The organism is Enterococcus florum, assembly GCF_004309355.1.
Classification (GTDB): domain Bacteria; phylum Bacillota; class Bacilli; order Lactobacillales; family Enterococcaceae; genus Enterococcus_A; species Enterococcus_A florum.
Genome location: NZ_BJCC01000021.1, coordinates 33,913 through 47,361, shown reverse-complemented (window position 1 = coordinate 47,361; position 13,449 = coordinate 33,913). Strand labels below are relative to the sequence as shown.

General features: G+C 42.9%; 11 protein-coding genes. 1 reads left to right on the top strand and 10 read right to left on the bottom strand.

The features are described 5' to 3' along the window. Positions 1-6: 6 nt before the first annotated feature. The 7 genes from NRIC_RS12520 to NRIC_RS12490 form a co-directional block, all read right to left on the bottom strand. The gene (locus NRIC_RS12520; protein ID WP_146623063.1) at positions 7-2,604 is read right to left on the bottom strand and encodes an alpha-mannosidase; all 2,598 of its coding nucleotides are present in this window, start codon (positions 2,602-2,604) and stop codon (positions 7-9) included. Next, a complete protein-coding gene (locus NRIC_RS12515; protein ID WP_146623043.1) occupies positions 2,604-3,719 on the bottom strand; it encodes a PTS fructose transporter subunit IIC in 1,116 nt (371 codons plus the stop codon). Before NRIC_RS12515 ends, NRIC_RS12520 begins: the two co-directional genes overlap by 1 nt. A gap of 12 nt (positions 3,720-3,731) precedes the next feature. Continuing rightward, positions 3,732-4,058, bottom strand: a complete 327-nt coding sequence (locus tag NRIC_RS12510; protein WP_146623042.1) for a PTS fructose transporter subunit IIB — start codon at positions 4,056-4,058, stop codon at positions 3,732-3,734. 15 nt (positions 4,059-4,073) lie between these two features. After that, complete coding sequence (locus NRIC_RS12505; RefSeq protein WP_146623041.1) at positions 4,074-4,520, bottom strand: PTS sugar transporter subunit IIA; 447 nt, start codon at positions 4,518-4,520, stop codon at positions 4,074-4,076. After that, complete coding sequence (locus NRIC_RS12500; RefSeq protein WP_146623040.1) at positions 4,521-6,428, bottom strand: BglG family transcription antiterminator; 1,908 nt, start codon at positions 6,426-6,428, stop codon at positions 4,521-4,523. A 373-nt stretch (positions 6,429-6,801) separates the two neighbouring features. Then, entirely contained in the window at positions 6,802-7,413 is a 612-nt protein-coding gene (locus NRIC_RS12495; RefSeq protein WP_146623039.1) for a PepSY domain-containing protein, read from the bottom strand. 179 nt (positions 7,414-7,592) lie between these two features. After that, entirely contained in the window at positions 7,593-9,293 is a 1,701-nt protein-coding gene (locus NRIC_RS12490; RefSeq protein ID WP_146623038.1) for a metallophosphoesterase family protein, read from the bottom strand. 213 nt (positions 9,294-9,506) lie between these two features. Here NRIC_RS12490 and NRIC_RS12485 point away from each other — a divergent pair, with 213 nt between their 5' ends. Beyond that, complete coding sequence (locus NRIC_RS12485; protein ID WP_146623037.1) at positions 9,507-10,142, top strand: hypothetical protein; 636 nt, start codon at positions 9,507-9,509, stop codon at positions 10,140-10,142. Between the two features lie 843 nt (positions 10,143-10,985). On the opposite strand, the gene NRIC_RS12480 is transcribed toward NRIC_RS12485, so the two are convergent. The 3 genes from NRIC_RS12480 to hxlB all read right to left on the bottom strand — a co-directional run bounded on the left by NRIC_RS12480 (position 10,986) and on the right by hxlB (position 13,448). Then, complete coding sequence (locus NRIC_RS12480; protein ID WP_175580079.1) at positions 10,986-12,053, bottom strand: Fic family protein; 1,068 nt, start codon at positions 12,051-12,053, stop codon at positions 10,986-10,988. 191 nt (positions 12,054-12,244) lie between these two features. Then, positions 12,245-12,874 (bottom strand): 3-hexulose-6-phosphate synthase, encoded by a 630-nt coding sequence (gene hxlA, locus NRIC_RS12475; RefSeq protein ID WP_146623035.1) that lies wholly within the window; start codon positions 12,872-12,874, stop codon positions 12,245-12,247. Between the two features lie 10 nt (positions 12,875-12,884). Next, positions 12,885-13,448, bottom strand: a complete 564-nt coding sequence (gene hxlB / locus NRIC_RS12470) for a 6-phospho-3-hexuloisomerase (protein ID WP_146623034.1) — start codon at positions 13,446-13,448, stop codon at positions 12,885-12,887. Position 13,449: the final 1 nt, after the last annotated feature.

Below are 13,449 nucleotides of genomic sequence, written 5' to 3'. Positions count from 1 at the left end.
AGATTGTTATTTAGATACGAGAAAGCTGCCTACGCCATAGGCTGGAATTTTCGCAGAAAACGGTTGAAGCTCTTCAAGTGCATTGACACGTTCAACCCGCCATTCTGGGAAAAGAGCAGCGATATCCAATTCGCTGGCGGTGTCTGTTGGATTTTCAATCCGGACAACAAAGCCCTCATGGTAATACGAATGATGAAGACCACTGACTAGCACCTCTGTGCCTTCTGCAAATGACAATATGCTGCATTCTTTTTCTGCTAACAGCAATTGATCGATCCTTTTTTGGATCTTATTGTCGATTCGGTAGACAAAGAAGTTCAACTGCTGCAGCTGGTAGCTGATGGCAGGCTGTTCCAACTGGGAACGCCAAGCGGCAATCTCAGCTTCTGTACGGTCGTTTCGATCATATTTTAAAACAAACGTACTGGAAAACGGCTTGCCCTTCAACTGTGCGAGCGGTGTTGCCATCATGATGTGGCCTTTCTTAGTCGTGTCGCCTGATGCACGGCCGGGTCGATACAACAGATCCGGTTTTCCTAATGTATCTGTCGTAGCCAAAAGAGTCACGAATAACTCGGATTCACAATATTCATATTCCCGACTGTCATGAGTAAATACCGATAAGGAGTCAGACTTGGTATAGACACTCACCGTTTTATCAAAAGGCTCACTATTGACCGGTTTTTCAGAGTACTGGGTTTCCCACTCGCTGATTTCCTGATTCTGCTTCGTAATGAAACCGTAAGGGATTGCCGAAAGAGCTTTGTCGATCTGCTGACCCACGTTCAGCTTCAAGCGAATTCGATGGTTCAGTACACTATTTTCAAAATGCAGCGTACCCTTGATCTCCCCTTTTTGATTCAGTTCCAGTTCAAGCTGATAAGCAAACTCCGTCGTTTTTTGCTGCTGCATTCGCTCGGATAGATCACACGGCAGCTTCGCAACTCCTGATACGGTCATTCGACTGATTTGTTTTGCCGATTCACATCGACATTCCTGAAACGTCAATTCAATGGGCTGATCGTTTGATACTGGAGAAAAATCATACGTGTCTCCCGCGTTTCCATCGTCCATAAACGAGAGAAAATTGGAAATCCTACGTTCAGAATCTTGGTAAATCAGCGCTTGATTTTCAAAGCGAATTTGATAGTCTCCGACAGTGATTTGCTGGTCCTTAACGGGTATAAAACGATCGGCTGCTTTTTCTACCTCCTCGAAGGCAAAAACCTTGTACCCCAAACCAGGCAGCTCGCACGTGAACTGAACCGTCAACTTGTAATAGCCAGGTTCGGTGATAAAGCGATTTCCCGCAGGTGTTTCCTCCAGAATATTTTCCCGGCTGTCCACGTACTCGGCGGCTAGGACGACGGACGCACAGCCTGCAACCTCGATCTCTTGCGTTTTGGATAAAAGTGTCACCGTTTTTTCACCTGAAAAGACGGTTGGAGAAGGGTTCATCACCAAAAACTCTTTATCTGTAAGAGCCAATGACTCAGAAATGCGTTTCAACACTATGTTTTCAATACTGTCGCAGATTTCGCCGGCTTCCTTTAGCCGATGAGCAATGTCCTCAGCTACTGCATCTGACACACAGCCAGCCAAACTGTCGTGCGCCTGACATTCTAGTAACTTTTTCCAAGCCTTGATGACTAAGCGGTTGCTTAAATCAATACCTAGTTGACGTGCAATTACCATCATTGGCTCAATTCGGCGAATCAGCTGATGCTCCAAATGGAAAATCTGCTTTTTCAGGTCCATTCGAACAGAGCCGATTGTTTTATGCACTCTTGCCAGAACAGGGGCTCTGAATTCTCCGCGGTACGTTTCCAAATCCATTTCCTTCATCAGTGACAAAAAATGCTGGTACGTGCTCACTTGGTAGTCGTACTTGCCCAGAGCATTGATCTGTTTGATTTTATGACTGAACTCTGAAATAATGCCTAATTGATCATTTCCAGAAGGGATCATGATCTCATCAGAATCTGTGTACTGTTTAATGAAATCAACGGCTTTGTCCAAGCGGCCTTCTACATAATCAAGGGTCGGCTCCAGCAGCATCCCTGTTCCATATCCTTGAGGAAAATTAAGCGCATAGACCTTGTTGTCCCCACCCAGACTTTCCCATTTGAAATAAGGGGATTGGACATGCTTGCCTAAATGCACCCCACGCCACAAAATAATATTCTCCAACCCGGCTTCATTTAACAGCACTGGAATTTGAGCGTTGAAGCCAAAGGTGTCTGGCAAATACCCGACCGACATCATCTCGCCATATTTCTTGCTTTCAAAGAAGCCAATCATTGCATTTCGCAAAACGGATTCTCCGGAAGTGAAGAAGGCATCCGTTTGAGTGAACCAAGGTCCGATGAACAGCTGCTGTCCCTCGATCAATGCGCGGATATCCTCTATTTTCTCTGGATACAGCTCTAAATAATCATCTAAAATTGAAAGCTGACCATCTAATACAAAACTGGCCTCTGGATGCCGCTGCAATTCGGTAATCACATCACTGAACAATTGATCACTCAAAACCAATGAATCCATGGATGTAAAGTACCATTCACGATCCCAATGGGTATGATTTACCACATGTACATTTGTCATTAACTTTGCCACTCTTCTTCCCAAGCTTCTTCATCAAACTCTTCGTCTAAATCAATGATCGTTGTATCGATTCCAGCGTCTTTATTTCTCAACAATGCGCTGGAGATTGCCACAAATAAGGCGCCGACTGCAATCGATAAGACGTAGATCGGCCATTTTTCAACAGTGAACCAACCATAAAAGCCGCTAATCGGTGCCTGATTCACGGCCCCTAATCCAACTGCCATCGCTGAGCCGATCGCTGAACCGATTACCGTAGTTGGAATGACCTTTAGCGGGCTCTCCACTGCAAATGGGATCGCACCTTCACTAATGCCGACTAAGCCCATGATGATTGCGGATTTACCAGCTTCCTGCAACTCGTTGTTGTATTTTTTCTTCGCAAAAAGGGTTGCTAGGCCTAAGCCGATCGGAGGAATGATGATTGCTACTTGTGCAGCTGTATTTGGTGCATAAACTCCACTTGTCAATAAAGCCATTGCCGTGGTAACAGCTGCTTTGTTGACAGGTCCGCCCAAGTCGAAGCCGACCATTCCGCCAACGATCGCTGCCATGATGATTTGATTGCCGCCGCTTAAGCCGTTCAACCAATTCTCAAGTCCCACGTTTAATGCTGCAAAAGGAACACCGACTACATAGTTAATTGCTAATACGGTACTCAACGTTCCCAATACAGGGATCAGGAAAACCGGCACCACAGAAGCCATTGATTTTGGCAATTTTACGTGATTGCGGATGAACAGACAAACGTATCCTGCAATCAACCCCGCTGCAATTGCGCCAAGGAAGCCTGCATTGATGTCCTTTACAAGCATCCCGCCAACTAATCCAGGGGCAATTCCCAATTTATCCACGACTGAATAAGCAATAAATGCTGAGATCACTGGGAACATCAACCCTAAAGCCGTTCCGCCAAACCCGTCAATACTATGCAGCAGACGGATCAGTGAGTTGCCGCTTTCCGCATGCGAAGCATCCCAAATGTCTGTAATTCCATACAGCGATCCACCTACCCGTGAGATTGCCATAATCACAGCTCCCGCAATTACCAGCGGGATCATATAAGAAATACCGGTCAGCACATGGTTCTTCATGTCATTAGCGATTGTTTTCATTGTTTTTTCCTCCTATTTGTTGTCTGTGTCTACTAAAGCCAGCGCCTCTTGGATCACCTTTTCTGCATCTTTCAACGGGGCAGCAACAGGTACCTTCAAAATCGTTTTGCCAGCGAAGCGTTCTTCATTTCTGACCTTCGTATCGACTGCAAAGATTACAACTTCCCCGATTTGAACATCTTTTTCGGTCAATTCATGCTCTATCCCTGTAGCGCCTTGCGTTTCTACCTTGATCATGTCTCCCAGAGATTTCGCGCCTTTTTTCAATGCCTGAGCAGCCATGTAGGTATGGGCTACTCCTGTGGCACAAGCAGTTACTGCAATAATTTTTCTTTTCATGTTCGTTTCCTCCATTTATCCTAATAGTGTTACAATATCGACTGGTCGAGTTTCTTCTTTTAACGCCTCTACGAAGTCGTCATCCATTAATTTCACAGCAATTTCTGACAGCAATCGTAAATGAGTATCGCCTTTCTCTGAATCTGGAATCGCCAGCATAATCACGATAGAGACTGGCTGTTCATCCAGTGATTGCCACTCGACTGGACTTTTTAATTTGGCAAAGGCAATCGCCGCTTCTGTCACGACCGGGCTCTTTCCATGAGGGATCGCGATCCCGTTTCCGACTCCTGTTGTGGCGTGTTGTTCTCTGTCCAACACTGCTTCAATGTAGCTGTGCTTGTCCGAAAGTACCCCCTTTTCTGCCAGCTTGACTGCTAAGGATTCAATCACGTCTTCTTTCGTAGAAACGTCTAAATCCATCACGATTTGTTCGATGTCTAATACTTCTGCAACGTTCATTTATGTTCCTTCTTTCAAATACCGTAATAGGTCTGTTTGCTTTCCTTTTGCGATAGGGCTTTGATCGCCTATATCGATAATCTCCAATAAATTGTCATAAATTTTTTCCAGCTCACTTGGGGTTTCATTCTTAATACAAATAAAGAAAAGATATTTGACCTTGGTTTGCCCCCACCGGATTTCCTCCGCCAGTCTTAGAAAAGCAATCGTAGAACGGTTGACAAATTCGGAAGACCCGTGCGGTGTGGCGAACTTTCCAAAGGAGGTAAAGGACAATTTCTCCCGGTCGATCGCAGATTGGACAATCCCTGCCCGCGTATAGTTCAATGAAGTCAGCTTGTCACCCATAAACTGAATGGCGGTCTCAACGTCAGCAAATTCTTTGTCCAGAAAAATCAAGTCTGGCTGAATCAATTGGGCAAATTCACGTGTTCTCGTCAGGTGCTGTTTGCTCTCTTCTAGGAATTTTTCAATTTTCCCCTGATCCGCTATGCTTAATACCGGAGAAACGTAGAGAATTTTGTGGTTTTGCATCTCTAAATTGATCGTAGAAAGGATCACATCCTCTTGAACTTCTGTTTTTGCCAATTCCTGAATAGATAAAATACGCGATACCTTGATACTTGGAAACTTCCGTCTGATTCTGGCTGCAAGCAGCTGTGACGTTCCTTTGCCGCTGCCGCAAACCAGAAGAGCTTTCAATTTGTGGGCATTTTCTTCCTTTTTCCGTTCCTTAAAAGCCTGTAGGTGAACCGCCAGATAGGCAACCTCATCCTCTGGGATCGAGATAACGAACATGTCTTCCAAGGCTTGCTTCAACTGAATCGCTTCTTCGAAAGAGACCGGAAAGCTTTGCTTCACATCCATAACGAAGGGATTGACCACTGGCAAGCCATTGCGTATCCGCTCAACAACGGATTTAATATGTGCAATAAGCCCTACTAATGAGATTTCATCGTATTCGTCAATCGTCTGATGGATGATTTCCCGAATGACATCGTCACTGGCATTGCTCCACAGCGGTTCTTTCTCTTTTTGTAAATCAATATTCAAATGTATTTGAAGAAACATCATTTCAGAGATCGGCAGCCGAATCTCGAAATGTTCCTCCAGCTCCTGCATGAATTCCAGCAGTTCACGATTAGCAGCCCCCTCGTCGTTTGGCTCCATCTCTTCTAAAAGCTGGCCTTCTTTCACTCGTTCAATCGCTATCAATAAATGCAAAAGCAATGAATGATAACTCATGTCGCTAAGTTTTTGTTTGGTTCGAGAGAGGTAGCTTTGCAGCAGCTGATCGATCTCCTTCAGCATGTCTAAATTGACAAATGCTCTAGCAAATTCGGGGATTCCTTCAATCGTATGAACATAGGAATGATCGATTCTGATCACCTGCCAATTGTGCCCCCAAAAATAGTAGATAAGATCGATGGCAAGCTTGCGTTTTTCCTGTTCCATCAGGTTGAGAAAGGAACCTTTTCCCGGAATCCATTCGATCGTGACATGAAACAAAGAAAAGATCTCATTGACCTTATTCATATCCTTTTCCAGCGTCGTCTTTCCGACGAATAGAGCCTCTTGTAAATCCTGCCGGGTAAAATAGCCTGATTTCTTTAGAATTTCAAAACAAAGGTATTGAACCCGTTCATCTTTGGTCGAAGGAACGGTACTTTGCTTTCCAGCTTGTATCAATTGATTGATTTTCGCGGTCTTTCCGACCAGCGAAATACCGACCTTCGGCTTGCGAATGAGGGAGACATCACTTCCTTCAAAATAGTCGTCAATTTTTTTTAAAGATTGTGAGACGGTTTTATTCGATAAATACATGGTTTTAGCAATCTGCGAAATCGTGATCCATTCATGATCCAGCAGGATACGTACGATTGCTTTTTCCCGACTATCCAATATCATATCGATTCACTATCCTCTCTGTAGGTATATAGTAAGTCTTCATCGCTTTTACGAAAACCCTTTCTTTTACCGGATATATTCGTGTAAAAAGTGGGAGATGTGGTAAACGCATAGATGCTAACAGCTTTTCCGTCACTGGTTTTCCTCAAAAAAGCCGCCCCACCAGAGAAGTACTCTCCGACAGGCCTATGATCCAGTCATATTATGTATGGTTTTTCCAGAATGCTTTTAGGGCATAGGGCTATTCTAATTTGATAACAGTTGTATTGAAAGGTGTTTAGGCATTTCTCTCTTGTTCAATAAAATGATCCAAGAAAAAAACGCTCCGCACTCGCGAAACGTTTTCTCCTACATTCATTTTCCACACACGATCTTAATCATCCAACTCCGTCTCCAGCACATCGCCCGTTTTGGCATCCAGCTTCACCGACGTTTCAGAGCGGCCGTCCAGCACCTTGACTTCCCAGTAAGTCGTGGACATTTCCTTTTCCAGCGACCATTCCTTGGCCTCGCCTTTTCCAACGGCTTTGACCGCTGCGTTAGCGGCTTCTTCGATCGATAAAATCCCGTCTATCGACAATTCTTCCTCTTGGCGTTCCACGCCGTTCTTTTCATCGTCGTCCAATGCTTCCTCACGTTCTTTTTTCAGATCGCCAGTTTCAGCATTGATTTTTACATCGTATTCCGTGTCATCGTCCATACCTTTTACTTCATAATAATAGGTGCCTAAAGAGGGTTCCAGTTCCAACGAAGTCACGGAAGTATCCGGATAAGCTTTGAGTGCATCCGAAGCGGAAACAGCGATGCCTTCAACATTCGTTTTTGTAGATTCTGTGTCCGAAACAGTGGAGCTGCTTGAATCCTGCACACGAGCAGAAGAACTGGCAGCGGTGCTGCTGCCTGCCGGAAGCTCATTTTCGTTTGAGGTACATCCGGCCAAGGCGATGCTTAAAAGAATGAATCCGGCAATACTGATTTTTTTCATAGTTCTCGATCCCTTCTGTTTTTTATCTTTTTATTGTCTTCATCGTATCAAAAACAATGAGTAAAATAGCCAAATCAACATAAAACTTGCGATAAAACTTAGATAAAGATATTTTCATTCTGCTTTATTCAGTAAATGCACGAGAAAACGGCCAAAACGAAAAGTGTGACATGTACGCTTTAGTTCTTCATCAGACTCATTAACTCAAACCCGGTATTGATTTTGGAATAGATCGAACATACCACGAAAAGTTTCTTTCCAGCAAATTCCGTATACTTGAAACGGCCAGAAGAGGCCGGCAAATGGTGATGACCATGGATCGCCCCCAGAATATTGTATTGCTCAAACAAAGCCTCGATTTCGGGTTCTGAACAGGTATAATCCTTGTTGTAGGCCTCGCTTTTCGGCGGAAGCAGACTCAGCTCATTGAATAAGGGTGCGTGAGAAACCAGGATCGTCGGGATATCACGATCCTCCTCCAGCACGGCCTGCAAGGTGTGAAGGATAAATTGCTGCTGCGCCTTTTTGCGATCGACCAAAGCTACCGGAATCGTCAACCCAACGTAGCGCACGCCGTCATGGATCAAGCTCTGATTATTCAACACGGCGACTTTCGGATACCGCTTAGCCAGCTCTGTTTGGACCACCCCATAATACGGATGATCTCCGGTAGGCAGCAGGAACCAAGAATCGTCGGGGTTTTTCACTAGCTCCTTAAACCATTTTTTTCTATAAAAAGGCCGCCACAAGTCCCATGCTTCATCAGTTTTATCTGAGGTTATCGGCAAAGTATCCAACAAATCATGATTCCCTATCACATAGATCCCTTTGATCGTTTCATCTTTGACATGAGAATCTGACAAATCCCCCGCCAAAATATTGAACTGTCGATTGACGAAAGGCAGTTTCCCATCCGTTGCATGCACATCAGAAATGACATTGAGTTGATTGGTATTTTCCGTGGAAAGAACATTTTCAAAATAAGAACCCAGTTCATCAGGATGAACGCTATGCGCCACATAACCCTTGCGAACCTCAGACAATTCTTTGCCAAATTCGGAACGCAGCAACGGCCGATTGTTGACAGGAAGAGGCTGCGTTGTCGGCACGATCGATCGTTCGATACTTTGCTTCACCTCCTGCGGCAGCAAATTCAGTCCGGGAGCAATGTCTGACTCAAAGGTCAAAGCCTGCTGCATCCCCTTGTTCGCCATCCGATTTTCCTGCTGGCCACTGCCAAGGAATTGCAGATTTTTTCCATCAGTCATGATCGGCAGCGATTGAGTCAGCTGAACGACAAAATTCAGGTATTCCGCAATGTAGCCCGCGATCCCCGTTTTGACATTTTCGCTAAACAAAAATTTCCCCGCAAGGTTAGCCGATAACGGTCCTGTCTCATCATGCTGCAGCAACCGTCCCAGTATTTGGATCTCCAGCAAAGGATTTTGAAAAATTGCCTCATAGGCCTGCTGTACCTCTGGAGACTGCTCATTCACTCGCTGATTCGTCACCTGATAAATGCTCAGCATCAGGTATTTTTCCAGTGTTGGTTTATGAAGCTCGATGTATTTGCGTACCTCTTCTGGATGCAGCAGGTACTGGATCGCCGCCCGCTGGATATAATTTCTAGCCGTATCATAAGGGATCGCCGAATAAACGATGTCTCCTCGAGACGAGATGTCCAACGAATAATCCCTAACATGATAAGTTAGTTGAAAGAATTCATTTTTAAACAACGTTTTATTGACGGGCCGTCGTTTGTTTTCTGGATACAGGTCCAGACGCGCAGCCAGCTCCGCAGGTAAGACCGTTTCCGCTTTTGCAGATGCCGAGAGTTCCTGTTTTTTATTGCTTTTCTCAATGGATAGATTGGATTTCATTGAAACACCTCGTTTTCCAAAACAGCCTGATCATCAACTACTAAAGAGGGCTGTCTGTTCTCCCACAGTATAAACAGTAATACTTGGGTCTTCAACTAAATCTTGATACAATGTTTTTAGAAACAGATGAATCCAAACTTTTTCGTTTAAAAGGCTTAGAGCACATTTATTTATTGTATAATAAAACAAAAAACAAGTGGTAGGTGATCAACAATGAAAAGAACGCAACATCAATCGTTTAAACGAAGCTCCCGAATGAAATGGGTCATTCTTATTTTATTCCTAGTAGCCTTAGGCCTTGCAGCAGTGATTTTTCTTTACATCAACAGATCGGACAATAACGACACCGCTTCTTCAGAAAGCACAAGTCAGGTAACGGGGTCAACACAAGCCAGTTCTTCAGAAGAGGGCGCTGAGACTGGAGAACCTTCCAGCGTGACATTTGAGAAGGGAAAAGTTTATACAGGCAGTGACGATCAATACGGGTACAGCATTACGACTTACCAAGACAGCGAGAATATCGTCGTCTCTCATGGTCCGCTTGGACAAGATGGTTCAGCCGCTCCTATGAGTGATGCTGCATCTCTCGTTCCTCAAACGGTCGACACGCAACCCATTCAAATCAATGAAAATGGCGAGATCAAAGAGGTGCAGGTCAACACCGAATTAGTGTTAAGCAACACGCCAAATGCTGCCAGTCTTGGTTTCTTCGTCCCATTCAACAGCAGCAATACTAAAATTTTTGCCTACAACACACCGTCCGGCAACATCGCCCTAGCTTTTACTTCACAAGGCACAATCGATCAATATCAAGTCGTGGAATTTACACTTTCTCACGATTCCGAATAGTTTCGTACGCTGACAGAGTTTCCTGTCAGCTTTTTTGTTGGGATCGCAAATTAGAACTCAAAGAATCTATTCTTATCTCAGTAAACGTCTTTCGAATAAAAAAGACACTCTCCAAAAAATGGAAAGTGTCTGAAATGTTGATATATAAGGATATATTAACGTTTTGAGAATTGTGAAGCTTTACGTGCTTTCTTAAGACCTGGTTGGCAGTTCAACTGTGTTATTTTAAATCAATGAATATCAAAAATGCTGATTTATCAGTATTTTTATCCTCAAAATTTGTACTGGATTTCAGTCGATTTTAGGTACTCGTAACCATGATTCGTAACCAATTTTGAACGTAAGACAATTTGGTTACGACAAATTCAGAGCATATCAGTATCTACTACACTCCTTTTAATCATTCCATTGAAGAAACTGCATGGTAAAACCATGTGGTCTTTTTAACGTTGCAAAGTCAATAATAAAAGAACAAATTCCCCAAACGTTAGGCGCTCTTTGCGGAGGGGTTCGCCTCAAGCGAATTCCCCTTCGTAAAGAGTTCGCCTTGAACACGAGTGGGCGCTAGCCCGCGAGTGTTGTTTCACCCCCCCTATCTAACAGGGGGGTACAAAAACACGAAAAACAATCGAAAAACTACGTACAAACACTGTTATACCAAGGAAATGGGCACTTATTGACAAGTGTTAACTAATTAAAAAAAGTTCACACTTTGTTTTCACTGGTTCTAACGAGTTTCAAATAGCGCATCAAACTGATCTTTTTAGCTATTCAACTTTCAATTAGCCTCATTGATTCTCAAACTACCGATTTTATACTTCTATTAATGGCCCATGAATAGTATTATGATTTGAATTCATTTATTAGCTGATACTTAGTCGCACGGCCTTGCCCGACTTTTTGAATCTTATTCTCTGTTTGTAACTCAGATAAAGCACGTTCTATCGTTCGCTGGCTAATATCCGGCAACAAACTCTCTATATCAGTTCTGCTTAGAGGTTCAAAAGACTTTTCTAGTTCTTCAACTACCCGCTCTGCTGGTGTTAACTCCTGATTGATAATAATCTCGAAGCGTTCTGAGAAGTTTTCATACGCTCGCAAAATGATTCCCACAAGATAGCGAACAAATGGCGTATAGTCCTGTTCATTTTCCAGCCATCCCACAGAGCTTGCCTGTAACGCTTCATAGTAAGTTTGCTTCGATTCTTCAATCAGCATCTCAATACTAATGTACTTGCCAACTAGATAGCCCGACTTGTACAGCAATAGCAATGTCAATAAACGAGACATCCGCCCATTTCCGTCACTAAATGGATGAATCGAGAGAAAGTCTAAAACAAAGCAAGGAATCAACAGTAACGGGTCAATCTCACCCTTTTGAATGGCTTGATTGTATTGGTAGCACAACTCATCAATTAAATCCGGTGTCAAATAGGCTGGAGCTGGGACAAACCGAACGCGCTCGTTACCATCTAAATCTTTTTCCGTAATAACATTATCGCCACTTTTAAACTTACCTTTGTAACTTTTAGCCGAGTAATTATATAGATTTTTGTGTAACGTTAAAATATCGTTGGGCACGACGCGAATATACTCGTAACTATCATGAATCAGTTTCAACACATCTCGATAACCGGCAATTTCTTCTTCATCCCGATTACGAGGTTTGACTTTTTCCGCTACGATTTGCTTCAAGCGGCCATCTGTTGTTGCAATTCCTTCAATCTTATTAGATGCCTCTGTACTTTGAATTAAAGCCAGATCCGTTAGCTTATTTAAAATCTCTGGTTTTGTGGCAATATAGAGCTCTTGCTTCCCCTTATACTCATGAATCTTGGTCAGCATATTCAGCAAATCATGACTAAGAGAGAGCTTTTTCAACTCCCGATAATCAAATTCTTTCACCGCCATCCACCTCTTTTCTCCGCCATTTTATCTTATTTGGCGGAGAAAAACAAATGATGGCGGAGAAAAATATATTTCATCATCACACTGTTTTTGCTGTTCAAACACAATAATATTAAAAAGCGTCTCACAAAACTAAATTGTAAAACGCTTAGAAGTCTCATTGGAAGAAGTTATTCAATAAATTAGGATTTAAGTTACTTAACTAATGCCTGCTTAATTAATTTAGCTTCTTTTACAGGACTATCAGCATTCAATATTCCACTGCCAACAATAATAATATCCGGATCCAAGGCCGTGTAATCATAGATAGTGTTGCTATTGATACCACCGGCAACAGCAATTTTTACATTTTTTGCATACTTTTTCATTTCCTTTAGGTCGTCAAGCGGTGTTCTGCCAGCGGCTTGCTGATCGGCCCCTGTATGAACCGCAATAACATCAACACCAAGACTTTCAATAATAGGAATTCTACTAGCCAAGTCAGAAACACAGATCATATCGACCATCACTTGGCGATTTTGTTTTTTAGCTTGTTTGACACAGCCTTTAATCGTCAAGTTATCAGTAATTCCTAAAACTGTCACATATTCAGCGCCAAAGTCATAAGCTAATTGTGCTTCATAAGCGCCAGCGTCCATAATTTTTGCATCACAAAGTACTTCTAAACTTGGAAACTTTTCACTGATTTGCTTCACTGCTTCCCTACCCGCGTCAATTAAAAATGGCGTCCCAACCTCAACAATATCAATATAGGGTTCTAAGGATTCCAATTTTTCCAAAGCTTGTTGCAAATTCAATTCATCAATAGCCAACTGTAATTTCATGTTCTCTCTCCTATTCCAAATTTGCGTGATTTTCAAATGCTTTGCTTGTATCTACTTTGTGCTCATTAGCCAATTCAACAATCAATGAATCACCTAATAATAAAACGGCTTCTTCAAACATACTTCCGCCTGGAAGGATACCTCTTTTATTTATATCACTCTCAGGAAGCTTATCTGTATATGCTGGAATTTTTACAACTTGATCAGCGATCTTACCAATAGTGGAATCCTCAAAAATCGTCAATGCAACCACTGAGCCACCATACTCTTTTGCTCTTGTTGAATTTGATACTAAGGATTTCGTTTCTCCAGATGCAGTTGCTACAATTAATAAATCATCAGCTAGAAACGCTGGTGTAGTTACCTCGCCTACAATAAAAACATCAAAACCGATATGCATTAATCTCATTGCAAAACCCTTTAGCATCAGTAAAGAGCGCCCTGCTCCTGTAACAAAAATACGTTTTTTCTCCTTAATCAATGATGTAAGTACTTTTACTTGTTCATCATCAATATTTGAAATTGTTCCCGCCAACTCAATAGCGGCCTGTTGGGCAACTTGAACTGAATTCATA

Excerpts from the sequence above, each read along its gene's own strand:
- NRIC_RS12480 (WP_175580079.1), bottom strand. The coding sequence starts at position 12,053 with ATGGCGGTGAAAGAATTTGATTATCGGGAGTTGAAAAAGCTCTCTCTT.
- NRIC_RS12520 (WP_146623063.1), bottom strand. The coding sequence starts at position 2,604 with ATGACAAATGTACATGTGGTAAATCATACCCATTGGGATCGTGAATGG.
- NRIC_RS12510 (WP_146623042.1), bottom strand. The coding sequence starts at position 4,058 with ATGAAAAGAAAAATTATTGCAGTAACTGCTTGTGCCACAGGAGTAGCC.
- NRIC_RS12515 (WP_146623043.1), bottom strand. The coding sequence starts at position 3,719 with ATGAAAACAATCGCTAATGACATGAAGAACCATGTGCTGACCGGTATT.
- NRIC_RS12485 (WP_146623037.1), top strand. The coding sequence starts at position 9,507 with ATGAAAAGAACGCAACATCAATCGTTTAAACGAAGCTCCCGAATGAAA.
- NRIC_RS12495 (WP_146623039.1), bottom strand. The coding sequence starts at position 7,413 with ATGAAAAAAATCAGTATTGCCGGATTCATTCTTTTAAGCATCGCCTTG.
- hxlA (WP_146623035.1), bottom strand. The coding sequence starts at position 12,874 with ATGAAATTACAGTTGGCTATTGATGAATTGAATTTGCAACAAGCTTTG.
- NRIC_RS12500 (WP_146623040.1), bottom strand. The coding sequence starts at position 6,428 with ATGATATTGGATAGTCGGGAAAAAGCAATCGTACGTATCCTGCTGGAT.
- hxlB (WP_146623034.1), bottom strand. The coding sequence starts at position 13,448 with ATGAATTCAGTTCAAGTTGCCCAACAGGCCGCTATTGAGTTGGCGGGA.
- NRIC_RS12505 (WP_146623041.1), bottom strand. The coding sequence starts at position 4,520 with ATGAACGTTGCAGAAGTATTAGACATCGAACAAATCGTGATGGATTTA.
- NRIC_RS12490 (WP_146623038.1), bottom strand. The coding sequence starts at position 9,293 with ATGAAATCCAATCTATCCATTGAGAAAAGCAATAAAAAACAGGAACTC.